This window comes from Streptococcus bovismuti (genome assembly GCF_042436615.2).
Taxonomy (GTDB): Bacteria; Bacillota; Bacilli; order Lactobacillales; family Streptococcaceae; genus Streptococcus.
Genome location: NZ_JBHMFR020000007.1, coordinates 98,778 through 122,292 on the forward strand (window position 1 = coordinate 98,778; position 23,515 = coordinate 122,292).

Consider the following 23,515-nt stretch of genomic DNA (forward strand, 5'->3'; position numbering starts at 1 on the left):
TTATGGGCAAAAAGAGAAAGAAAACCGAACCTTGCGGTTCGATTCTCTACAAAATATTTTCGTAAGTATCGCGGACTTCTTGAGGCCAAACACTTGTTTGCACTTCCCCAATATGTTTCTTGCGAAGTAGGAACATGGCCATCCGAGATTGTCCAATTCCTCCACCGATTGTCAATGGGAATAGGCCATTCAACAAAGCCTTGTGCCATTCCAATTCCAAGCGGTCTTCATCACCTGTGATGGCAACCTGACGGCGAAGCGTTTCTTCATCTACACGGATTCCCATAGAAGACAACTCAAAGGCTCCACCTAGAGATTCATTCCAGACAAGAATATCACCATTTAGACCCTTGTAGCCATTTTCAGATTCGCTTGTCCAGTCATCATAGTCTGGTGCACGTCCATCGTGCGGTTTACCGTCTGGTAATTCACCACCGATACCAATCAAGAAGACAGCACCAAATTCTTTACAGATAGCATTTTCACGTTCTTTCGGTGTCAAGTCTGGGTAGCGTTCTACCAACTCTTCTGTATGGATGAAAGTGATTTGTTTTGGCAAGACAGACTCGATGTCATAGCGAGCTTCTACTGCTAGCTCAGTCAATCGAATAGCCTTGTAAATCTTTTCAACTGTTTCTTTTAGATAAGCGATGTTACGTTTACCATTTGGAATGACTTTTTCCCAGTCCCACTGGTCAACATAAACAGAGTGGGTCGCATCCAACGAATCTTCGTCTGGACGAAGGGCCTTCATGTGGACGAAGAGACCTTCACCCTCACCGAAACCAAAACGAGCCAAAGTATGGCGTTTCCATTTGGCAAGTGAATGCACCACTTCATAGGTTTCATCAGGAATCTGCAAAACCTTGACAGATACTGGATTTTCCACACCAGACAGGTTATCCTGCATCCCGTCACCGACCTTGCTCAAGATAGGACCTTGAACTTCGACAACTTCTAGCTTATCTTTCAAATACTGGGTAAAAGTGTTTTTGACAAAGGAAATTTCTTCTTGTTGATGGATAAAACTTTTCTTCATAGGCTACTCCTCAAAAATTAATTAAAAGCATTATACACCTATTTCCAAGAAAAGAAAAGAGAAAATTTAAAAAAATCAGTGCTCCTTCGAACACTGATTTCATGGACCTTTAGTCATTGCGACCAAAGATACGTAGAATACTGAGGAAAAGATTGATAAAATCAAGATAGATACTGAGTGCCATTGAGATGATCCAACCTGTCGCTACTTGTCCTCGTGACTGCTCATAAACATAGCGAATCTTTTGATTATCCCAAGCAATCAAACCAGAGAAAACCAAGACCATGGCAATACTAATCATGTAGTCAAAGAAGCTATTGGCTAAAAATAGATTCACAACCATGGCAATGATGAGACCAACAAGCGCCGCCATCAAAGCTCGTCCCATTCCACTCAAATCCTTCTTGGTGAAAATCCCGATTGCCGCCATGACAAAGAAGAGAAGAGCGCTGGATACAAAGGCTGACAAAACTGTTCCCGGTGTATAGAAGGCTACGACAAAGCTAAGGGTGAAGCCATTCAGTAGGGAGTATACTAGAAATACTGGCAGAGCTGCTGGGCTATTTTTTGCAGCCATGCTACTTGCAACAAATACCAGAGCAAGTTCTGCAAAAGTTGCAACCATCAACCAGAGACGGCCATGCATTAAAAAGTAAGTCAATTGAGCCTGAAAGACTGTCAACATCAAAGCTGACACCAGAGCTGATAGTCCAATTCCAATCCCTACAAAGGCATAAACCTTAGCGTAAAATTGATTGAGACCTGAACGTTCTTGAATAATTGTTTGATTCATTCTGATTCTCCTTTTTCTATAACTATATCTTGATTATAACAAAGTTTTTTTAAATTAGCTGAAATAAAACATCAAAATGCCTGCGGCAACTGCCACATTGAGACTCTCCGCCCTACCTTTCATACCAATATGAACCAGCTGATTGGCACTTTCAGCCATGATAGGACTAATCCCTTGCCCTTCATTTCCCATGACTAAAGCAAAATTTTCTAGGGGAGAAAGCTCACGATAATCCTTGGAATCTCTCGATAAGGTCGTTGCCAGAATGGGCAAATTGCTCTTCTTTGCCTCTTCTATAAAGGTAGCAACAGGCATACGATAGATGGGCAAATGAAAATGGCTTCCTTGCATGGAACGCAGAGTCTTGAGACTGTAAATATCCGCTGACTTGTCTGAAACAATGACCCCTGTCAAACCTGCCGCGTCCGCAGTCCGAATCATGGTACCTACATTACCAGGATCTTGGACATCTTCTAAAAATAGAAACTTACCCTGACTAAAATCAGGCGGTCCCACTTCTTCTTTTTGAATAACTGCGACAATGCCTTGAGGTGTTTGCGTATCTGCCAAATCCCGCAAAATCTCCTCTGAAACCCAGACTGTTTGAGGAAAAGCAGCTAACTGATTTCGGTAACTTTCCAGAGCAAAGATCTTCTCAATCGTCACTCCAGCTTGAACAGCTTCTTCGAATAAGTGCCAACCTTCAATCAAATAGGCAGACTTTCGATATTTTTTTTGATGCAATTTCTTGGCATTTTTTACCACTGAATTGGCTTTTGAGGTTATAATAGTCATAGAAACATTATAACACAATCAAAGGGGTTTGGTATGCAAAAGGTTAGAATGATCGCCCAAGGTAGGGTGCAGGGAGTCGGCTTTCGTTGGGGTGTTTACAGCTTGGCACTTGAAATTGGTGGCATCACAGGTCGAGTCTGGAATAATGACGACGGCACAGTGGAAATTTTAGCCCAAGCAGACTCATCTACTATCATGGCAAAATTTATCCAAGAAATCCGAAAAGGACCCACACCTTTTTCAAAAGTCAGCTACTTAGATGTCAAACTAAGTAACTTTCCTCCTTACCCTGACTTTAAAATCGCAAATTAGGTCTCTAGAACTATTGTATATTTTGTAAAAAAACAGTAGAATAGAAAGGTATAATTTTTAAAGAAGGAATAAAAACAGTGAAATCTATTAAACGTTTTGCACTCTCAGCTATGGGAGTGGCTATGTTGCTAGTCTTGACTGGCTGTGTTAGAGTCGATAAAGCCACAGGAAAGCCAATAGGATTTATTTGGAATACGATTGGAGCGCCTATGGCTGAAGCTATCAAGTACTTCGCTACTGATCAAGGTCTAGGCTTTGGTGTCGCTATCATCATCGTAACCATTATCGTGCGCTTGATTATCTTGCCACTTGGTATCTACCAATCATGGAAGGCAACGCTTCACTCTGAAAAGATGAACGCCCTCAAGCACGTCCTTGAGCCACACCAAACACGTCTCAAGGAAGCGACTACTCAAGAAGAAAAACTCGAAGCCCAACAAGCTCTCTTTGCCGCTCAAAAAGAACACGGCATCAGCATGTTTGGTGGTGTAGGATGTTTCCCTATCCTCCTTCAAATGCCTTTCTTCTCAGCTATCTACTTTGCTGCCCAACATACTGAAGGGGTTGCTCAAGCAAGCTACCTAGGCATTCCTCTAGGTTCTCCAAGTATGATTTTGGTTGCCTGCGCAGGTGTCCTTTACTATCTTCAATCGCTCCTTTCACTTCACGGAGTAGAAGACGAAACGCAAAGAGAACAAATCAAGAAAATGGCTTACGTGAGCCCAATCACGATTGTTGTCTTCTCCCTCATTTCACCAGCCAGTGTCACACTTTACTGGGTTGTCGGTGGTTTCATGATGATTCTCCAACAGTTTATCGTCAACTATATCGTTCGTCCAAAACTTCGCAAAAAAGTCCGTGAAGAACTGGCAAAGAACCCACCAAAAGCAAGTACTTTCTCTACACCAAGTGGACGAAAAGACGTTACCCCTGGACAACCAACTGCTATCACAAGCAAGAAAAAACATAAAAATCGCAACGCTGGAAAACAACGTTCGAGATAAGAAGAAAAAGGCTTAGCTGATTTGCTAAGTCTTTTTGCAAGTCAAAAGCCCGATGTTTCCATCAGGCTTCTTTTTTATCCATGTACACGTTTCATATAGTCTTGATAACTTTCGGTATCCATGAGTTTTTTAGCGTTCTTGACGCGGTCTGCTGTTGGTGGTTTAACCCCTTCGAGCGAATAAGGAATTCCCAATTCACGCCATTTGAACTCACCCATGGTATGATATGGTAGAATTTCAAACTTATCCACATTTTTGAGAGTCTTGACGAACTTACCAAGTTCAATCAAGTCATCATCTCTGTCTGTCAAACCTGGAACTAGCACGTGGCGAATCCAGACAGGTTTCCCGATATCTGATAGATACTGGGCACAGGCCAAGATATTTTTATTAGTTTGGCTAGTGACAATCTTGTGCTGTTCTTCGTTAATTTCCTTGATATCCAAGAGAACCAAATCAGTGACAGCCATGAGTTTGTCAAACTTCTCAAGGTAACGTGGTTTATTACGGAATGGAAGGGCACAGGTATCCAAGGTACAGTGGATTCCTTGTTCCTTTGCCTTGGTGAAGAGGGCAATCAGGAAATCAATCTGCAAGAGTGCTTCTCCTCCACTGACTGTAATCCCACCCTTATTTCCCCAGAAACCGCGGTAGCGCAAGGCTTCTGTCAAGACATCATCTACCGTCCGTTCACGTGATTTATTGGACTCCATAGCCCAAGTGTCCGGGTTGTGGCAATACTGGCAACGCATGTGACAGCCCTGCAAAAAGACAATAAAGCGAATACCAGGCCCATCTACTGACCCAAAGCTTTCTGTCGAATGCACCATTCCTGTCACTTGTCCATAATCAATTGTTTCTTCAGACATATCGTTACCTTCCTTGAAAACGTTTTATAGTTTTATTATATCACGACTTGAAGGAAAAACAAGATTTTTGCCTATTTTTTAGAAAGCAATCTGTTTTTCAATTTCATTTTCAATTACTTATCATTTTACTCTTCAAAATCAAAACCATACAAGGTTGCAAAATAGTCCTCAGGGCGCTCTGCACGGCGGATTTGGCGAGCTTTGCCTTCTTCAGTATAGAGGATTTCCGCAGAACGAAGTTTGGCATTGTACTGGTAGCCCATTGAAAATCCGTGGGCACCTGTATCATGAATGACCAGCAAATCACCGATTTCTGTATGAGGCAGTTCGCGATTCACTGCAAATTTATCATTGTTTTCACAGAGTGAACCAACCACATCTACCACTTCAGCTGGTCCATCTGGATGTGTCAGATTGGTAATATGATGGTAGGCTCCATACATGGCTGGACGCATAAGGTTGACTGCTGATGCATCCACACCTAGATAGGTACGGTAGGTTTTCTTCTTATGGGTAACTCTTGTGACCAAAGCACCGTGAGGGGCTAACATAAAACGACCCAATTCGGTGAAAATCTTAACCTGACCAAGACCTGCTGGCGTAAGAACCTCTTCATACACCTTACGAACTCCCTCACCAATCAAGGCGATATCATTTGGCTCCTGGTCTGGACGATAATTGACACCAATACCGCCAGAAAGATTGATAAAGTCTAGCGAAATACCCAACTTTTCCTTGATTTCAACAGCCAATTCAAAAAGCTGACGAGCCAACTCTGGATAATAGAGATGGGTCACGGTATTGGACGCTAGGAAGGAGTGAATCCCAAAAGTCTTGGCTCCTTTTTCCTTCAAGATGGCAAAAGCTTCAAAGAGCTGGTCCTTGGTCATACCAAACTTGGCTTCTCCAGGATTGTCCATGATGTCTGTCCCCAGTTCAAAAACGCCGCCAGGATTATAACGACATGAGATGATTTCTGGAATGCCTGCTGCTCGCTCTAGATGTTCAATATCTTCAAAGGCATCCAAGTTAATGGTCGCACCCAATTCACGCGCATAGGCATATTCCTTATCTGGCGTGTTGTTTGAAGAGAACATGATCTCAGAACCTGGAAAATTCAGTTTATGACTCATCAAAAGCTCTACATAACTAGAGCAATCCACGCCACAGCCTTCCTCTTGAAGAATTTTCAAGATAGCTGGGGTTGGAGTAGCCTTAACTGCAAAATATTCCTTAAAGCCCTTGTTCCACGAAAAGGCTTGGTTGACGGCCCTTGCCTTCTCACGAATCCCCTTCTCATCATACAAATGAAAGGGAGTCGGGAACTCAGCAACAATCGCTTCTAACTCTTCTCTATTGATAAATGGTGTTTTCATAAGCTTCCTTCTATTCTATTTGCAAAGAAAGGCTGGGACAATCGTTCCAACCTTTAATTCTATCTCTTATTTATCTTCGTCAAAGATATTACCAACCTCAACATCGATAGTTTGATTCTTGACATCAATATTGGTTACCTTCAAGAGTGACTTGTAGTCAAACTGCTTTTCACGTTCTTCTTGAGCATTGTCCGCAAAGACCGCTACACCTGCCAGTTCTGAATCGAACTCGCGCAAGAGACTAATCATCCCGTTGACAGTTCCTCCGCCTTTCAAGAAGTCATCCACAATCAAGACACGGCTGCCTGCCTTGAGACTACGTTTTGAAAGGAACATTTTCTCGATACGGTCACCACTTGAACCTGAAACATAGTTGACGCTGACAGTTGAACCTTCGGTAATTTTCAAGTCACGGCGCACAATGACAAAGGGAACATTGAGGACATTAGCAACTGCATTTGCAAGTGGAACACCCTTGGTCGCTACAGTCATGACTGCATCAATTTTTTGATCCATAAAGCTCTTAGCAATAATGCGACCAATATTTTTCAAAATAGCTGGTGTGCTAAGCAAATCAGATAGGTAGATGTATCCACCTGGCAAGATACGGTCACTTTCTGACAACTTGTCACGCAAGTCCTCAACCATTTCCTTGGCATCATGGTTTGAGATTGATGGTGTGAAGATGACACCTCCACCAGCACCAGTTACTGTCTGGATATGACCAATTTCGATTTCCTCAAAGGCACGTTTGATAATGACGATATCTTCTGAGATAGATGATTTAGCAGATTCATACTTTTCAGCAAAAGTATTAAGACTAGTTAGTTTATAAGGATTATTAATCAAATAGTTGGAAATGACAACCATCCGATCACTTCTTCTTAATTTCATTTCTATTTCCCACTTCATTTAATTTTGATATTTTATCTATTATACCATATTCACATAAAAAAACGAACATTCTTATCCTAAAAAATGCTCATTTTTCTTAAATTATTAATCTAAATCTGGTTTATAGAAGGAACGATTGTCCATAGCGAAGATTTTATTGGTCATCTCTCCTTTATCTACCAAAGCAAGAGCTGTTGACATCATCATCATGCTAGCATCCAGATTGTCAATCATATGGATAATCTCTGCTTCCATAATGCGTGGACGGACTGGGCTACCATACTCAAGTAAGCCGTGGTGACTGAGGATGACATGACGAAGCAGAACGACTTCTTCCTTGGTATCATCGATGCCGAGTTCCATAACTGTCTTGGTAATTTCGCTATCAATCAGAGAGATATGCCCAAGAAGATTGCCTCGCACTGTGTACTCGGTCTGGTCTGGTCCCGTCAACTCAATGACCTTAGCCAAGTCATGCAGCATAATCCCTGCATAGAGCAGGCTCTTATTGAGTTGAGGATAGACTTCGCTAATAGCATCTGCCAAACGCACCATGGTCGCCGTATGATAGGCCAAGCCCGTTTCAAAGGCATGATGGTTGGTCTTGGCAGCTGGATAGGAGTAAAATTCCTTATCATACTTGGTGTAGAGATTTCGGACAATCCTTTGCCAAACAGGATTTTCAATTTTAAAAATCATTTGCGACATATAGTCACGGATTTCCTTGACATCAACTGGCGACTTGACCTTGAAATCAGCTGGATCATTGGGTTCGCCCGGTTGAGGCAGGCGAAGAGTAATTTGATTAACTTGAGGGGTGTTGTTATAAACTTCTCGGCGCCCTTTCATGTGGACAACCTTACCTGCGGTAAAGGCCTCAACGTTATGAGGTTGAGCATCCCAGAGCTTCCCTTCAATCTCGCCACTATCATCTTGGAAGGTAAAGGCTAGGTAGTTTTTCCCAGCTCGTGTCTGCCTCAGGTCAGCTGATTTGATTAGGTAAAAGCCTTCAAACAACTCATCTTTTTTCATGTGACTAATCTTCATATTCTTCCTCATTTTCTTGGAAATGGAGTAAATCAAGCGCAGGCTCACCTTCTGACAACTCAATGTGACGGAGCGTCCGCTCGATAGCTGTAGTGCGACGGTTTAATAGTTCATCAATATTGCCAGAGGCATGTTGGAGATGTTTTTGTGCCTTAACCAGAATTCCACCAAACTTGCCAAACTCGGTCTTGACACTGGCTAGGGTCTTACTGATATGGTCTGCACTCTTTTGAATATTGAGAGTTTTGAAACCAACTGATAGGGAATTGAGAAGAGCTGACAAGGTACTTGGACCTGCGACAATAATCTGCTCCTCCCGCCTCAAATCATCAAAGAAGACAGGATTACGGACAATTTCTGAGTAGAGACCTTCTGTCGGAACAAACAAGATTCCAAAATTGGTCGTCCGAGGCGGTGCTATGTACTTGCTCTTGATATCCTTGGCAAAGCGTTTGACACTGGCTAGGAGCGACTTACGACAGCGTTCGATTTCATCCTTGTCACCTGCTTCATAGGCTTCTTCTAAGCGGTAATAATCTGCCAGTGGAAACTTGGAGTCAATCGGTAAGTAGACATATTCCAGGTCGCCTTGTCCGGGCAACTTGATGGCATACTCCACTCGTTCACTAGAGTTTTCAACCGTTGCATATTCTCGTTCATACTGGGCAGGGGTCATGATGTCCTCAATAATTTGCCCCAATTGCAATTCTCCCAGAATACCTCGCGTCTTGGTCCCAGAGAGAACCTTGTTAAGAGCTCCGACATCACGGGCAACTGTCTGCATTTCTCCAAGACCACGATTGACAGACTCCAATTGCTTGGAAACTGTCTCAAAAGAGGCCTGCAAGCGTGTCTGCAAGGTCTTTTCTAGTTTTTCCTCGACCGTTTGGCGCATTTGCTCCAATCGTTGCTCATTTGATTCCTGCAAGGCTTGGAGACGTTGGTCGGTCTTATCTCTGGTTTGGAGGAGATTATCTGTCATTTCTTGACGAACTTGAGTTAAGCCTTGGTGCAACTCGATTCGCACTTCTTGCAAACGGTCGCTGACAGCCACTTCCAAATCTTTTTGATCTAACTGACTGGCTTGTCTGGCTTGTGCAAAGCGATAATCCAACTGGTCTGACAAGTGATCTGCCTGATCCTCCAAGCTCTTGGCTAGATGTTTCTCCTGCTTATCCTGCCTTTGCCAAATTAGAAAGAGGCCAGCTAGGTTGGCAATCAATAATAGAACAAGTAAACTTTCCATCCTACCTCCTGTCCTTGCTATGCAGCACGACCACATAGCCATCTGGGCAAGTCACCGAAACTTCCCTATCTATATATTCGTTAGAAGCGTACACTTTTTTAAAGAAAAAATTTTCCTCTGTCAACTCATACTTGGCACCAAGAATGGTCAGCTGACTATCCCTAACCGGCATAAAGGCTAGGTATTCATAGTCTGAACGGGGTTCTAGCTGACTGGTTCCTTCTGGACAATAGGCAATCAAGTTTTGCCCATCCTCAATTTCTATTTGACGCATATATGGTGCCAACTTAAGATTGCTAGGTAGAAAGACGTTAGCCAACATATGGTCAATACGACCACCCAAAGCACCGAAAATAGTCACCTGAGCCTGAGGATTCTTTTCGAAAATCGTTAAAAGCGCTAGTTCCAGATCAGTATCATCTTTTTCTGGCTGAGCTTTGACAAAATGCTGAGCACGTTTTTGAATCAACTGACGCTCTTCTGCAGTGACAGAATCAAAATCTCCAACCGCTAGAGCAAGAGGAAGATTTTCTTCCAAGACCCATAGCGAGCCTCGATCCACACCGACAAAGCAATCAAAGTCCGTCCGGTAGTGACCACGGTCTCCACCTGCAAAAACGGCAACCCTAGTCCAGTTGTTTTCTGAGAGTTTGTACTCGCTCATTGACATCTCCCTTAAAAACATAGGAACCTGCTACAAAAACGGTCGCACCAGCTTCTTTAGCTTGAGCAATCGTTTGGTCATCAATCCCGCCATCCACTTCGATTTCAAAGTTCAAGCCTTTTTCATCACGAAGAGCAACCAACTCACGTACCTTATCCATGGTCTCTGGTAGAAAGGCTTGCCCACCAAAGCCTGGGTTAACTGTCATGACTAAAACTTGGTCAACTAGATGAAGGACGTGCTTGATGTCTTCAACTGGTGTGCCGGGATTGATAACGACTGAAGGCTTAACTCCGAGTGAACGAATTTTTTGGAGGGCACCATGAATATGAGACGTTGCTTCCACATGGATGCTGATGATATCGGCACCTGCACGCGCAAAGTCTTCTAAATGATGCTCTGGATTAGCTACCATCAAGTGGCAGTCAAATACCATCTTGCTATGAGGGCGAAGAGCTTCGACCACACCTGCACCAAAACTGATTTGTGGTACAAAGTGCCCATCCATGATATCGATATGGGCATATTCTGCACCAGTTGCTTCTAGACGTTTGATTTCACGTTCAAAGTTGGCATAATCTGCTGCCAGAATTGACGGAGCAATCTTGTATTGAGACATAGGTTTCTCCTTATTTTGGAATTTTTTTGCTGACTTTTTTATAGGTTTCTCTGCGATTTTCAATTTCACTGAGGAATTGCAGGTAGTTGTCAAAACGGAAGGTTGCAACAACTCCCTCTTCGACAGCTGGCTTGACTGCACAAGACGGCTCATGGGTATGGGTACAGGTACGGAATTTGCAGTCTCGGCTAACACTAGCAATCTCTGGAAAGGCCTGATTGAGGTCTTCCGCCGTTGATACTTCATAGTCCAAGGATGAAAAACCTGGTGTATCTGCGATTTTACCCCCATTAAGGTTGTAAAAACTAACAGCTCGAGTGGTATGGCGCCCGCGACCTAGACTGTCTGAGATTTCTCCCGTTTCAAGATTGAGGTCTGGTGCGATTTTATTGAGAAGAGTTGATTTCCCAACGCCCGTCTGCCCCATAAAGACTGTCACCTTGCCTGTCAACAAAGGCAGGAGTTCCTCTTTACTGGTCACAAAGTCATAGCCGATGTCACCATAAGTCTGTTCATAAAAATCCAGTTCTCCTCTATCTTCCAACAAATCCATTTTGGAAATATAGACAATGGGATGGATGCCCTTGTGTTCCAAAAGAACCAAGAAACGATCCAGCAAATTGCTGTTAAAATCAGGTTCCTTGACAGACATGATTACTACAGCTTGGTCAATATTGACAATGGGCGGACGGACCAGACTGTTTTTCCGTTCGTGAATCTTGAGAATATAGCCTTCTGAATTTTCCTCGGCAGAGAAATCTACCCAGTCCCCAACATAGGGTGTGTGGCCTTTTTTACGAAAATTTCCACGCGCTCGTGTCTGATAAACCTGGCCATCACTCTCTACATAGTAGAAGCCTGCTAAGGCTTTAATAATTTGTCCTTTCATTTTAGAGTCCTTGCCCTTTAAGCGCGTCTGCTAGACTGGCAAATTCTTCCAAGCTGAGCGCTTCCCCACGCACACTTGGTGACAAGCCTGCCTGATCCAAAGCCTTGGTCAGCTTGTCCTTGACCTCCTCAGTCTTGCCAAAGTAACCTGTCAAGTTATTCCACAAGGTCTTGCGGCGATGGGTGAAACTTGCCTTGGCAACCTTAAAGAAGAAGTTCTCGTCTTCCACTGCTACAGCTGGTTCTGGACGGCGCACCATTTTCAAAATAGCTGAGTCCACATTTGGCGCTGGCACAAAGACCGTACGAGGCACGATAAAGGCAACCTTGGCTGTCATATAATACTGCACCGCGATCGACAAGCTACCGTAGGCCTTGGTGTTTGGCTGGGCTGAAATGCGGTCTGCCACTTCTTTTTGCATCATGACCACAAACTCACTAAAAGGAATGCCACTTTCAATCAAGTGCATGAGAATAGGCGTCGTAATGTAGTATGGCAAGTTAGCCACTACCTTAATTGGCAAATCAGGATTTTTGAAATTCTGGATATGTTGCGCCAAATCAACCTTAAGAATATCCTCGTTGACTACGGTCACATTGTCAAAATCACGCAAGGTATCTGCTAAAATCGGTACCAAACGGTGGTCAATCTCAAAGGCCATGACTTGAGCCGCACGCTCAGCCAAAAACTCCGTCAAGGCACCAATCCCTGGCCCGATTTCGATAACATTGACCTGGTCATCAATTTCAGCCGTATCCACGATCTTTTGAAGGATATTAGTATCCGTCAGGAAATTTTGCCCAAAGGATTTTTTAAAGGTAAAACCGTGACGCTCTAGCACTGCCTTGGTCACGCTATAATCTGCAATTCTCATTTATTCTCTTTTCTAATATGAACGACGATATATCCAAACAAAATCATTTCCTCTAGAGCCCTGATGAATCAGGTCTTTTAAATAAACATTTGGATTCGTCAGTTCTTTTGTTTCCGTATTATAACTTGTTATTGTCTTTCCACCATGTCGTAAAAGCCATTCTGTATCTAAGCTAGGTAAATATCTGTCCTTTTGAAGAAAACTACAAAGCTCCTCAACTGTCATATCCTCCGGGATATCAAGATCTATCTGATGAGAAAAAACATCATCTCCCATACAGATAGATTCTCTATCAACTCGTATTTTCATTTCACTCTTCCCTTTTAAACATCTATTTAAATATTATCAAAGTGAATCCCCTGACATAAATCTACTTACTTCTATTGTAACACATTCCCCTTACATTTGGGGTCTGCTTAGCTATTCTCATAAGATTTCATAACTTCTTCCACTTCTGCCAAGGTGACTCCAAACAACTCTAAGCGCTTGAGGAGTTGCTTGCCGTTAGAATAGCCGATTCGGAGAGCCTCTCCCAGATATTCTCTGCGTTTACGGCTATCTGCCCCTGCTAGAAAACCAAGGCGAATCAGGTCGCTACGACTGATGTCAAACTGACTCTCATGTTCAAATTGTTCTGTCACCTGAGCTAGAGCTGTTTTCAGGTCTTCATAGCTAGCATGTTCGATTCCCAGAGAACGTCCCTTGGTTTTGGACTTGGGAACAGCTTCATCTCGTTTAAGGAATGCATGCTGAACCGTTGGAATAGCCGTCATAATCATGCGCCGAATCCGCTCCCCATTAAAATCTGGGTCTGTAAAGACAATGACTCCATGACATTGGTGCAGGCGATGAATCCGCTCTAGATCCTGGTCATTGATGGCAGAACCTCGTGTCTCATAGGTCTCTACATCGAAGTAACGTTTGAGATTGGCCGTATCATCGCGACCTTCAACCACGATGACTTGAGAAATTTTTTCTTTCATTACTTGCTGTCCAATCCAAAAATTCGTTCTGCATTTGCAGTCGTTGCTGCCGCTAGCTCTTCTGTCGTCATACCACGCAAGTCGGCGATAAAGTCCACTACATAACGAGTATAGGCTGTTTTATTTTCACGACCTCGTTTAGGAACAGGAGCCAGGTAGGGAGCATCTGTTTCCACTAACATCTTGTCCAAAGGAAGTTCTCTAGCAGCCTCTTGTATATCAGTTGCCTTCTTGAAAGTCACCACTCCTGAGAAGGAAATGGTCATGCCAAGCTCCACAAACTTCTCAGCCCATTCAAGAGTTCCTGAGAATGAGTGCATGATACCACCTCGAGGACCAACGCCCTCACTCTTGATAATTTCATAAGTATCTTCTAGCGCATCACGGGTATGGACAACAAAAGGCAAATCCAAGTCCTTAGATAGCTGAATCTGACGGCGAAAAACCTGCTCCTGCACCTCTTTTGGCGCTGTCATCCAATGGTAGTCCAAACCAATCTCACCCAAGGCAACTACCTTGGGATGCTTGAGCTTGTCAAGCAAGTAGGCTTCAATCTCCTCTGTATAAGTACCAGCTTCTGTCGGATGCCAACCAATAGTTACGTAGAGTTGGTCGTACTTATCCACCAACTCCAAAGCACACTCAATCGTCGGCTGATCAAAACCAACAATATTCATCTGTGTCACACCCATCTCAGTAGCTAAGGCGATTTCTTCTGCCTCACGACCTGCAAATTCTTCTACATTCAAGTGTGTATGTGTATCAAAAATCATCTCTTCTAACCTCGTTTTCTATCTTCTATTATACCAAAAAACTGCCCTCTCTCCTCATCTGTACAAAATATTCTAAAATCCATCGTCGTCTCTTGACGCTATTTTCCCAAAGCAGTATAATAGCACTTATTGAAATTTTCAGAAAAGGAAAATACCATGTTTACAAAATTAAAACAGACTTTTATCGGTCGTCCTCTTAAGTCCTTAACAGAAGGCGAGGGAGGTCTGCTGGGAAAAATGCAGGCCTTGGCCATGTTGTCAAGCGACGCTCTATCTTCCATTGCCTATGGGCCTGAGCAAGTAGTCCTCGTCTTGACTAGTCTCTCTCCTCTTGCGATATGGTGGAGCCTTCCTATCGGCCTCTTTGTCCTCCTGCTCCTAGCTAGCCTGACCGTCTCCTACCGTCAAATCATCCATGCCTACCCTCAAGGGGGAGGGGCCTATATGGTTACTCGAGAAAATCTATCTCCAGAACTTGGCTTGATTGCTGGAGGTAGTCTTCTGGTTGACTATATGCTGACCGTAGCGGTATCTGTTTCATCTGGAGCGGACGCTATCACAGCAGCTCTTCCTGCTCTCCACCCATACAACCTCCACATCTCTATTTTTCTGGTTTGCTTGCTCATGCTCTTGAACTTACGGGGCTTAAAAGAATCTGCCAGTTCACTGATGATTCCTGTCTATCTCTTTATCATCAGTACTGTCTTTCTCTTGCTCTATGGAATCTTTCAACTAGTGACAGGTTCTCTCAGCTATCAGGCAACTTCACCTATTGGGCATGCTATTCCGAACCTATCTATCGTTCTCATTCTAAGAGCTTTTACCAGCGGATCTGCCTCTCTGACAGGGGTCGAAGCTATTTCAAATGCCGTTCCCTTTTTCAAGGCTCCAAAAGAAAAGAATGCCGCTCAAACCTTGACCATCATGTCACTGATTTTAGGTTTTCTTTTTGCAGGCATTACCTTCCTAAACTACTGGATGGGGATTCTGCCTCAACACGGAGAAACTATTCTTTCACAGATGGCTCAAGGCATCCTTGGTAATTCCTTCTTAGGTCACCTTGGCTATTATATCTTCCAATTCTCCACAGCCTTGATTTTAGCCGTAGCTGCAAATACTGGCTTTTCGGCCTTCCCTATGCTAGCTTACAATATGGCTAAAAACAAATACATGCCCCATCTCTTTATGGAAAAAGGAGACCGCCTAGGCTACTCCAACGGTATTTTAACTCTGGCTTTTGGGGCTATGATTCTTCTTCTCATTTTTAATGGGAATACTGAACGCTTGATTCCCCTTTATACTATCGGAGTCTTCGTTCCCTTCGCCCTATCTCAGACTGGGATGATTCGGCATTGGGAAAAGGAAAAAGGGGCAAACTTCTTAAAACCTGCTCTTGCTAATATCCTTGGAGCAATCATTTGCTACGCGATCGTGCTAATCCTTCTCTTTTTCCGTCTCAGTGATATATGGCCTTTCTTCCCGATTATTCTCGTACTCACCCTACTCTTCTTAGCAATTCACAGTCATTACCAAAAAGTAGCCCAACAACTGCGACTCTATGAAGGAATTGAAAAACGTACTTACGACGGCAATCTGGTTCTAGTCCTAGTAGGAAATGTCACCCGAGTCAGCGTCGGAGCCATTAACTACGCTCAAAGTATCGGTGACGAAGTCCTAGCCATGCATATTTCTACCAAGGAAACAGCAGAAAAAGACCAAGAGATTCTCCAAGAATTTGCCGATTACTTCCCAACCATCACTCTGAAAAATATCAAGACCAGCTATCGCGACATCATCACGCCTACTGTCAAGTATGTCAAACGGATTTCCGAGGAAGCTCAGAAAAAGAACTATACAGTCACTGTTCTCGTTCCCCAGTTTATCCCCAATAAACCTTGGCAAAATATCCTGCACAATCAGATGAGTCTCAAACTCAAATACGCCCTTCGTTGGCACCAGGACGTCGTTGTCGCTAGCTACTCATATCACTTAAAAGAATAAAGAAAAGGCCCTACCAGAACCAAGAAGCGTCTGGTAAGGCTTTTTTTCTGAATACAGTTACTATGCTTTACTGAAAAGCATGACTAGGAATATCATTGAATGTGGTTAGCTAAATCTTCCTGAGCTTTTTTATTTGACTCAGCTTTTTCTTTCAGCCATTTTTCATAGAGTTCTTGATACTGTTTAGCAGTGACTGGCTCTTTTTGCAATTCAACATATTTGTAATTGTCCGCATTTCCTTTATGACCAACGAATGAGAATGGACCTGTAAACGGTACACTCTTACGGAAGATTGGGTTGGCTCCACCACTTTGAACTGGTAGGAAGAGGGCACTATCTGTCAACCAAGCTTGGGCTTCAGCATATTTTTCATAGCGAGCTTGAGTATCTGTGATTTCAGCGTCTGCCTGATCCAAGAGTTTCTTGTAGTCAGCAAGACCAATCTTATCCTTAACTTCCTTGTCTTTTCCTTCAGACAAGCCCATGTTTTTCAACTGAGAACCTGTCTCTGGGTCTAGAATCGCTAGGTAAGTCTTAGGATCTGAGTAGTCTCCACCCCATCCTGAGATGTCGATATCGTAGTCTTTTTGTTCTGCTGTATCTGCAAAGTAGGTTGCTTGGTCTTTTTCATCTGGAGAAAGTTGGATAACATCGATGACCACATTCTCCTTACCAAGGGTTTCTTCCACTGTTTGTTTGAAAGAGCCGGCCTGTTGCACATCTAACTTAGCAGTCTGGTCAACTGGCATATCCAAATGAATTGGGAAGGTTACTCCCTGAGCTTGCAGACTTTCTTTGGCCTTAGCCAACTTCTCTTTAGCCTTATCAGGATTCAAGAAGGCTTGCTTACCATCGTTTAGGTTGATATTTGCCCAATCTTTGCCGTAGTTGACAATTTTCTCATTGACAATGTCACCGAAGTTCTTATCGCCAACTTGGACAAAGTTACTTGGTGTAACTGTGTTACGTAAGATACGGTCTGCTCCATCTTCACCATTTGTCTGCGCTGCATAGGCATGACGGTCAAAGGCAAAGTTGATAGCCTGACGGAAATCCTTATTTTGCATAGCTGCGCGTGAATCTGTCTTTTCCTTATCAGACTGTTTCATCGTCTGCTTGTAGCTTTGACGATTGACGTTGAAAAGATAATAGAAAGTAACTGAGTTTTGCGGTGTGTAGGTAATCTTGTCCTCATTCCCCTTCTTGAGTTCAGCAAAGACTGAACTTGTTGGGAAGATACGGCCATCTGTATAGTTACCATCCAAGAAACCTCTAGCAATGCTGTCTTGGTCAGAACCGTCAAAGAAAGAGAGTTTCACTTTCTCGATTTTAACATTGTCCTTATCCCAGTAATTAGGGTTTTTGTCAAGTTCAATCAAAGATTTGGATGTGAATGATTTAAATAAGTAAGGACCATTTGACAAGATACTTGATGGTGTCACACTTCCAAAGTCATCTCCCTGAGACTTCAAGAAGGCTTCATTTACAGGACTAAGGATACTTGCTGTTGTTTTAGAGTTCCAATAAGTCTCAGGTTGGTTGAGAGTGTATTGTAGCGTGTAATCATCCACTGCCTTAACACCAACAGTTGCAAAATCAGATGATTTCCCTTCAACATAGTCTGCTAGTCCCTTGATAGAGTCTTGAACCAAGTACAAGTTCTCAGCTTTTTTATCAGCCGCATACTTGAGACCAGTCACAAAATCATGAGCCGTCACATCCGCATACTCTTCTCCTTCAGAAGTGTACCATTTAGCTCCCTGACGAATCTTATAAGTGTAGGTCAAACCATCTTTTGACACGGTCCATGACTCAGCCATAGAGGGGATGAGATTGCCATACCGGTCATTTTCCAACAAACCATCAACCAAGTTGGTTGTGATACTAGATGTAGAGTCTCGTGTAGAGGTAATGTAATCCAAGGTATCAGGGTTGCTGACAAAGATATAAGAGTATGTCTTGTCTGCATTGCTTGATTGAGATGACCCGCATGCCGCTAGAGCTAGACCTGCTGTCAAAGCCATAGCTCCAAAAAGCATAACTTTTGATTTCTTCATGATTATTCTCCATTTTTTACAGTATGTGAAATATTATACACTATTTGAGCAAAAATATAAAGCCTTTTTGAACTTTTTTACAAAAATAAAAATCAGTAGACTCGAGTTCCTACTGATTTTTGTTATGGTTCGTTTGGATTATGCAGCCAAAACTTTGCGTCCTTTACGACGACGAGCTGCCAATACGCGACGACCGTTTTTAGTTGACATACGGTTACGGAATCCGTGTTTGCGCGCACGACGAAGTTTACTTGGTTGATAAGTACGTTTCACGATGAATACCTCCTCATAGATTTTGTATTCGTTTAGCCGGCTATAAAGTGATCAGTTACTAAACATACTTTACTATTCTATCTGATTCTTTCACTTTTGTCAATAGCTCAAGGCAAATGTTTCCAGCTTTTTCGAATGTAAGCCCTATCTACGATACTGTTTTAAAAATCGAGTCATCTTTTCTTGGATTTGGGCTAGTTCATCAACACGAGGAAGGTAAACAATACGGAAGTGGTCTGGTTCCTGCCAGTTGAAGCCTCGACCATGAACCAAGAGAACCTTTTCCTGCTTCAAGAAATTAAGGACAAACTGCTCATCATCATCGATACGGTACATATTGCGGTCGATTTTAGGGAATATATAGAGTCCAGCCTTAGGTTTAACCGCAGACAAACCAGGAATATCTTGAATGGCATTGTAAATGAAATTTCTTTGCTCGTAAATTCGTCCACCAGGAAGGAGCAATTCATCAACTGATTGGTGACCACCCAAGGAAGTTTGTACGACCTGTTGGGCCAAAACGTTAGAGCAAAGGCGCATATTGGACAGCATATTGAGTCCTTCAATATAGCCCTTGACGTGTGTTTTAGGTCCAGACAAAACCATCCAACCCACACGGAAACCAGCAATACGGTGAGATTTTGATAGACCATTCATGCTGACACAGAAAACATCTGGTGCCAAACTAGCCACAGGCGTATGCACATGTCCATCCATAACCATGCGGTCATAGATTTCATCCGCAAAGATAATCAAATCGTTTTGACGGGCAATCTCAATAATCTCCAACAAGAGTTCCTTAGGATAAAGGGCTCCAGTTGGGTTGTTTGGATTGATAAGGACGATTGCCTTGGTGTTGGAAGTGATTTTTGACTTGATATCGTCAATATCTGGGTACCATTCTGCAGCTTCATCACAGATATAGTGAACGGCATTTCCCCCAGCTAGGCTAACAGCTGCTGTCCAGAGAGGATAGTCTGGCATTGGCACCAAGACTTCATCCCCGTTGTCCAAAAGCCCCTGCATGGACATGACAATCAACTCACTGACACCATTTCCAAGGTAGATATCATCAATATCTACATTTGGGAATTTCTTCAATTGGCAATACTGCATGATGGCCTTACGGGCTGAGAAAATCCCTTTGGAGTCAGAATATCCTTCACTATCACGCGCATTCATAATCAAGTCATGAATGACCTCGTCTGGCGCTGTAAAGCCAAATTCTGCTGGATTTCCTGTATTCAGACGTAAAATCTTTTCTCCGTTTGCTCGCATTCGCATGGCTTCTTCCAAAACAGGGCCACGGATATCATAAGCAACATGCTCTAACTTACTAGACTTGTTATATTCTTTCATCTTGTTTCCTCAATTCATCAGGATAGTAACATTATACCACTAGAAAGAAAATGCGACAAGTTTACTGAAATGTTTTACTAGTTTCGTATAGAAGAAAAGCCTCGCTAAAAGCAAGGTCAAGACAGGGGAGATAGCAGGGATTTTGCGAAAAACACATCACATACCAAAAGATAAACCAAGAAAAAGCAAGCCCAAAAAGGAGTCATAGAGAAGATTGAACATGAGGAAAAGTCCCCATATCATCAAGTAATCCCAACGCCCACTTCGTTTAGCGACTAGGAATAATACCAAATGGTAGAGTACATGAAAGATTAAAAAGCCGATAAACCCTGGATAAAGAAGCGGTACCAGACTCTCTAATTGCCAGACCATGATAACTTCTAGCAAGACTGAAACTAGGATGATTCCATAATAAAGGAAATTTGAATTTTTTGTTTCTTGAAAAGAGTGCTTCATCATTCTCCCTCCCTTCGCTTGTTTCCTGCTATCCTTTCTTTTATTTTATCATATATTTATATAGATTTTAATCGCTAACATTCTTTTGAAAAATACTTTTTTTGCTTTACTTCTATAGTGAAAAGGTTTACAATTATAGTAAGAAAATTTCAGGAGGTTTCATTATGGCACAACGTTACCAAAATATCATGGTCGCAATCGATGGTTCTAAAGAAGCGGACTTGGCTTTTGTCAAGGGAGTTCATTCTGCTCTACGAAACGACGCTAAACTCACCATCGCACATGTCATTGACACACGCGCTCTCCAAAGCGTATCCACCTTTGATGCTGAAGTTTATGAAGAACTCCAAGTCGACGCTGAAAGTCTGATGAAAGAGTACGAAAAACGTGCTAAAGATGCTGGTGTGGCAAATGTTCATATCGTCATTGAAATGGGAAATCCAAAAACCCTCTTGGCACGTACTATTCCCGATGCTGAAGAAGTGGACCTCATCCTCGTTGGTGCAACTGGTCTCAACGCCTTTGAACGCCTCTTGGTCGGATCTTCATCTGAATACATCCTCCGCCATGCTAAGGTCGATTTGCTGGTTGTGAGAGAACAAGAAAAAACCTTATAGTCACGAAGAAAAGGAGCCCAGAGCTCCTTTTTCTTTACTGTTTATTTCTCTCTTTATGGCGTTCATAAGCCTTGAGCTGGCGCTGCAGTTCCTTTTTAATAGCAGGTTCTGGAGCATATTTTTCTTCCCAATCATCTGGTTTTAAGATTTTATGGGTCACTGGATCAAAGTGAGCCTTGCCATCTGGAAAAATTTTCCCCATATTGGCATGATGAACAATATCAAAAATACGTTCTGGGTCCACCCCCATCAAGACAAAACTACCGTAGGTGAAATAAAGCGTGTCAATCAAGGCATCCACTTGCCCTATCAAATCTTGCTGAGCAGGGGTCTTCTTGGCTACTTTATCTGCCGCCTTATCAAGAGCTTGATGAAGTTGCAATAGAGCTTGATCAAAGTCCTCTTCAGAAGGACTGGCAGCTCGAACAAATTCCACCAATTCTTCTATTTTAAAGCCAGCCCTGTGGGTTGCACCTTCTAAATCCCAAGCTCGAGGTTCTTCTTGGGTTCGTTCATCCATCATGTGGTGGAAGGTCTTGACCTTATTGAAATGATAGTCACGGCTGACAAAGACTTTTTCTGAGGCCAGAACACCAAAATGTTCTAGGGCCTTGTGGATTCCATCTTGCTGATTGCTGGTAGTGATGTGCTTGGCAACTTCCTTGACACTGCTACTACCATTTCCCATAGCGACCGACATACCTACACCCGCCAGCATTTCTAGGTCGTTATCGGAGTCACCAAAGGCCATGACTTGGTTGAGATCAAAACCATATTCTTTCCCGACTCGGCGTATACCTTCCAATTTTGAATTTCCTTGATTGATGACATCCGCTGCAAATGGATTACTACGTGTCAATTTCAAATCTTCAAAATCAGCTGCTGCCTTCTCAGATTCTTCTGGCGTCATCAGCATCAAAACTTGGTAGATAGGTTGATTCATCAGATGAAGCAGGTCTTCTTCCTTTTGGGGAACCACCTTGCTGACCATACGATTAAAGGAATGACTCACCGTCCGAGTTAAAACAGAGGGAACGAAGCGACTGATTCGTTGGGAAAAAGAACCCAGACCAAAGGACATGATTTTGGAACCCAACATGGCATCCTTGGTCCCTAGAGCAATCTCCTTGCCCTCTTTTTTAGCATACGTAATAAGCTGGCGCAAGTGTGACTTGGAAATAGGACTCGTGAACAAGACTCTGTCTTTAGTAAAGATATACTGGCCATTGTAGGTTACCGCAAAATCCAGATCCAAATCGTCCATCAATTCCTTAACAAAAAAAGGTCCTCGCCCTGTCGCTACACCAACTAGCACCCCTTGTTCTTTGACAATCTTAATCGCGTCCTTAGTGGATTTCAAAACACTCTTGCGATCGTTAACCAAGGTTCCATCGATATCAAAAAAAACCGCTTTGACTTCCATCCTATCCCAATCTCCCCTTTTGTGATACAATGATTATACCACATTTCAGAAAGAGTGAGTAAATCATGCCTAAGAAAATCCTTGTTTTACATACAGGTGGGACTATTTCCATGCAGGCCGATGCTTCTGGCGCTGTTGTGACGAGTTCAGATAATCCCATGAACCATGTGTCCAACCCACTTGAAGGAATCCAAGTCCACGCCTTGGACTTTTTTAACCTACCAAGCCCCCATATCAAACCCAAGCATATGCTGGCCCTCTACCAAAAAATTAAAGAGGAAGCAGATAACTACGATGGAGTAGTGATCACACACGGAACCGATACTTTAGAGGAAACAGCCTATTTCCTTGATACCATGGAAGTTCCCCATATGCCTATCGTTCTAACAGGCGCCATGCGTAGTTCCAACGAACTCGGCAGTGATGGCGTTTATAATTATCTGAGTGCTTTACGAGTGGCCAGCGATGACAGAGCTGCTGACAAAGGGGTTTTGGTTGTTATGAACGATGAAATCCACGCTGCCAAGTATGTTACCAAGACGCATACGACCAACGTCGGCACCTTCCAGACCCCAACACATGGACCACTTGGTCTGATTACGAAGCGGGAAATCCTCTACTTCAAAACAGCTGAACCTCGTGTTCGCTTTGACCTTGATCACATACAAGGCTTGGTCCCTATCATCTCGGCTTATGCTGGTATGACAGATGAGCTGATTGATATGCTGGATTTGGAGCAATTGGATGGTTTGATTATCCAAGCCTTCGGAGCTGGTAATATTCCCAAAGAAACGGCTGAAAAGTTAGAAAGCCTTCTGCAAAAAGGAATCCCAGTCGCCCTTGTTTCACGATGCTTTAACGGTATTGCGGAACCTGTTTATGCCTACCAGGGCGGGGGCGTGCAGTTGCAAAAATCTGGTGTCTTCTTTGTTAAAGAACTCAACGCCCAAAAAGCCCGCCTAAAGCTCCTCATTGCCCTCAATGCCGGACTAACAGGACAGGCTTTGAAAGACTATATGGAAGGGTAAGTCTCTTCTCTAAATCATGACCACCCGTCAAACGGGTGGTTTGTCCCAGGGCTATAAGCCCAAATTACCAGCCAGCGCCTAAAGACGCTGGCTTTCACTTTGTTCAAGCCTTATTGCTCTTGAC

Annotated in this window: 25 protein-coding genes; 5 read left to right on the forward strand and 20 right to left on the reverse strand. The window is 43.1% G+C overall.

Annotated elements, in window-relative coordinates; translation table 11 throughout:
• Positions 1-46 precede the first annotated feature (46 nt).
• From asnA to ACERDH_RS08105, 3 genes are all read right to left on the reverse strand, one after another.
• Entirely contained in the window at positions 47-1,039 is a 993-nt protein-coding gene (gene asnA / locus ACERDH_RS08095) for an aspartate--ammonia ligase (protein ID WP_033681255.1), read from the reverse strand.
• Between the two features lie 109 nt (positions 1,040-1,148).
• Entirely contained in the window at positions 1,149-1,832 is a 684-nt protein-coding gene (locus ACERDH_RS08100) for a Bax inhibitor-1/YccA family protein (RefSeq protein WP_084861995.1), read from the reverse strand.
• Between the two features lie 54 nt (positions 1,833-1,886).
• Complete coding sequence (locus tag ACERDH_RS08105; protein ID WP_084861996.1) at positions 1,887-2,627, reverse strand: TrmH family RNA methyltransferase; 741 nt, start codon at positions 2,625-2,627, stop codon at positions 1,887-1,889.
• Positions 2,628-2,660: 33 nt separating this feature from the next.
• On the opposite strand from ACERDH_RS08105, the gene ACERDH_RS08110 reads away from it, so the two are divergent.
• Positions 2,661-2,939, forward strand: coding sequence for an acylphosphatase (locus ACERDH_RS08110; RefSeq protein ID WP_033681252.1), 279 nt, complete (start codon positions 2,661-2,663; stop codon positions 2,937-2,939).
• Between the two features lie 77 nt (positions 2,940-3,016).
• A complete protein-coding gene (gene yidC / locus ACERDH_RS08115; RefSeq protein ID WP_020901995.1) occupies positions 3,017-3,943 on the forward strand; it encodes a membrane protein insertase YidC in 927 nt (308 codons plus the stop codon).
• 74 nt (positions 3,944-4,017) lie between these two features.
• Here yidC and pflA read toward each other — a convergent pair whose 3' ends face one another.
• The 12 genes from pflA to ACERDH_RS08175 form a co-directional block, all read right to left on the reverse strand.
• Entirely contained in the window at positions 4,018-4,812 is a 795-nt protein-coding gene (gene pflA, locus ACERDH_RS08120) for a pyruvate formate-lyase-activating protein (RefSeq protein ID WP_001288288.1), read from the reverse strand.
• 125 nt (positions 4,813-4,937) lie between these two features.
• Positions 4,938-6,188, reverse strand: a complete 1,251-nt coding sequence (locus ACERDH_RS08125; protein ID WP_261031675.1) for a diaminopimelate decarboxylase — start codon at positions 6,186-6,188, stop codon at positions 4,938-4,940.
• Between the two features lie 66 nt (positions 6,189-6,254).
• Positions 6,255-7,082 (reverse strand): pur operon repressor, encoded by an 828-nt coding sequence (gene purR, locus ACERDH_RS08130; protein WP_061590036.1) that lies wholly within the window; start codon positions 7,080-7,082, stop codon positions 6,255-6,257.
• A gap of 105 nt (positions 7,083-7,187) precedes the next feature.
• A complete protein-coding gene (locus ACERDH_RS08135; protein WP_386686014.1) occupies positions 7,188-8,129 on the reverse strand; it encodes a 3'-5' exoribonuclease YhaM family protein in 942 nt (313 codons plus the stop codon).
• Positions 8,119-9,375 carry a DNA recombination protein RmuC gene (locus ACERDH_RS08140; RefSeq protein ID WP_261031682.1) on the reverse strand — a complete coding sequence of 419 codons (1,257 nt, stop codon included), beginning with the start codon at positions 9,373-9,375 and terminating at the stop codon, positions 8,119-8,121. Before ACERDH_RS08140 ends, ACERDH_RS08135 begins: the two co-directional genes overlap by 11 nt.
• A 1-nt stretch (position 9,376) precedes the next feature.
• Positions 9,377-10,039, reverse strand: a complete 663-nt coding sequence (locus ACERDH_RS08145; protein ID WP_386686018.1) for a thiamine diphosphokinase — start codon at positions 10,037-10,039, stop codon at positions 9,377-9,379.
• The gene (gene rpe / locus ACERDH_RS08150) at positions 10,002-10,658 is read right to left on the reverse strand and encodes a ribulose-phosphate 3-epimerase (protein WP_261031685.1); all 657 of its coding nucleotides are present in this window, start codon (positions 10,656-10,658) and stop codon (positions 10,002-10,004) included. The genes ACERDH_RS08145 and rpe overlap by 38 nt, the downstream gene beginning before the upstream one ends.
• 10 nt (positions 10,659-10,668) lie before the next feature.
• Positions 10,669-11,547 (reverse strand): ribosome small subunit-dependent GTPase A, encoded by an 879-nt coding sequence (gene rsgA, locus ACERDH_RS08155; RefSeq protein ID WP_000678260.1) that lies wholly within the window; start codon positions 11,545-11,547, stop codon positions 10,669-10,671.
• A 1-nt stretch (position 11,548) separates the two neighbouring features.
• Positions 11,549-12,421 carry a 16S rRNA (adenine(1518)-N(6)/adenine(1519)-N(6))-dimethyltransferase RsmA gene (rsmA, locus tag ACERDH_RS08160; RefSeq protein WP_001216857.1) on the reverse strand — a complete coding sequence of 291 codons (873 nt, stop codon included), beginning with the start codon at positions 12,419-12,421 and terminating at the stop codon, positions 11,549-11,551.
• A gap of 12 nt (positions 12,422-12,433) precedes the next feature.
• Entirely contained in the window at positions 12,434-12,730 is a 297-nt protein-coding gene (locus tag ACERDH_RS08165; protein WP_218493853.1) for a hypothetical protein, read from the reverse strand.
• A gap of 107 nt (positions 12,731-12,837) precedes the next feature.
• Positions 12,838-13,404, reverse strand: a complete 567-nt coding sequence (gene rnmV, locus ACERDH_RS08170) for a ribonuclease M5 (protein WP_386686024.1) — start codon at positions 13,402-13,404, stop codon at positions 12,838-12,840.
• Complete coding sequence (locus tag ACERDH_RS08175; protein WP_261052333.1) at positions 13,404-14,177, reverse strand: TatD family hydrolase; 774 nt, start codon at positions 14,175-14,177, stop codon at positions 13,404-13,406. The genes rnmV and ACERDH_RS08175 overlap by 1 nt, the downstream gene beginning before the upstream one ends.
• Before the next feature lie 156 nt (positions 14,178-14,333).
• Here ACERDH_RS08175 and ACERDH_RS08180 point away from each other — a divergent pair, with 156 nt between their 5' ends.
• Entirely contained in the window at positions 14,334-16,178 is a 1,845-nt protein-coding gene (locus ACERDH_RS08180) for an APC family permease (RefSeq protein ID WP_386686028.1), read from the forward strand.
• 92 nt (positions 16,179-16,270) lie between these two features.
• On the opposite strand, the gene ACERDH_RS08185 is transcribed toward ACERDH_RS08180, so the two are convergent.
• The 4 genes from ACERDH_RS08185 to ACERDH_RS08200 all read right to left on the reverse strand — a co-directional run bounded on the left by ACERDH_RS08185 (position 16,271) and on the right by ACERDH_RS08200 (position 20,326).
• Positions 16,271-18,235, reverse strand: coding sequence for a peptide ABC transporter substrate-binding protein (locus ACERDH_RS08185; protein ID WP_386686031.1), 1,965 nt, complete (start codon positions 18,233-18,235; stop codon positions 16,271-16,273).
• A 138-nt stretch (positions 18,236-18,373) separates the two neighbouring features.
• Positions 18,374-18,508 (reverse strand): 50S ribosomal protein L34, encoded by a 135-nt coding sequence (gene rpmH / locus ACERDH_RS08190; RefSeq protein ID WP_000831905.1) that lies wholly within the window; start codon positions 18,506-18,508, stop codon positions 18,374-18,376.
• 144 nt (positions 18,509-18,652) lie between these two features.
• Positions 18,653-19,867 carry a pyridoxal phosphate-dependent aminotransferase gene (locus ACERDH_RS08195; RefSeq protein WP_000666457.1) on the reverse strand — a complete coding sequence of 405 codons (1,215 nt, stop codon included), beginning with the start codon at positions 19,865-19,867 and terminating at the stop codon, positions 18,653-18,655.
• A 156-nt stretch (positions 19,868-20,023) separates the two neighbouring features.
• Positions 20,024-20,326 (reverse strand): hypothetical protein, encoded by a 303-nt coding sequence (locus ACERDH_RS08200; protein ID WP_061864495.1) that lies wholly within the window; start codon positions 20,324-20,326, stop codon positions 20,024-20,026.
• Positions 20,327-20,487: 161 nt separating this feature from the next.
• Here ACERDH_RS08200 and ACERDH_RS08205 point away from each other — a divergent pair, with 161 nt between their 5' ends.
• On the forward strand, positions 20,488-20,940 hold the full coding sequence (locus tag ACERDH_RS08205; RefSeq protein ID WP_004260486.1) for a universal stress protein: 453 nt from the start codon (positions 20,488-20,490) through the stop codon (positions 20,938-20,940).
• A 34-nt stretch (positions 20,941-20,974) separates the two neighbouring features.
• Here the strand turns inward: ACERDH_RS08205 and ACERDH_RS08210 are convergent, their stop codons facing one another.
• The gene (locus tag ACERDH_RS08210) at positions 20,975-22,363 is read right to left on the reverse strand and encodes a Cof-type HAD-IIB family hydrolase (protein WP_386686073.1); all 1,389 of its coding nucleotides are present in this window, start codon (positions 22,361-22,363) and stop codon (positions 20,975-20,977) included.
• A gap of 65 nt (positions 22,364-22,428) precedes the next feature.
• Between ACERDH_RS08210 and ACERDH_RS08215 the strand changes: the two genes are divergently transcribed.
• A complete protein-coding gene (locus ACERDH_RS08215) occupies positions 22,429-23,391 on the forward strand; it encodes an asparaginase (protein ID WP_386686076.1) in 963 nt (320 codons plus the stop codon).
• Positions 23,392-23,515 lie beyond the last annotated feature (124 nt).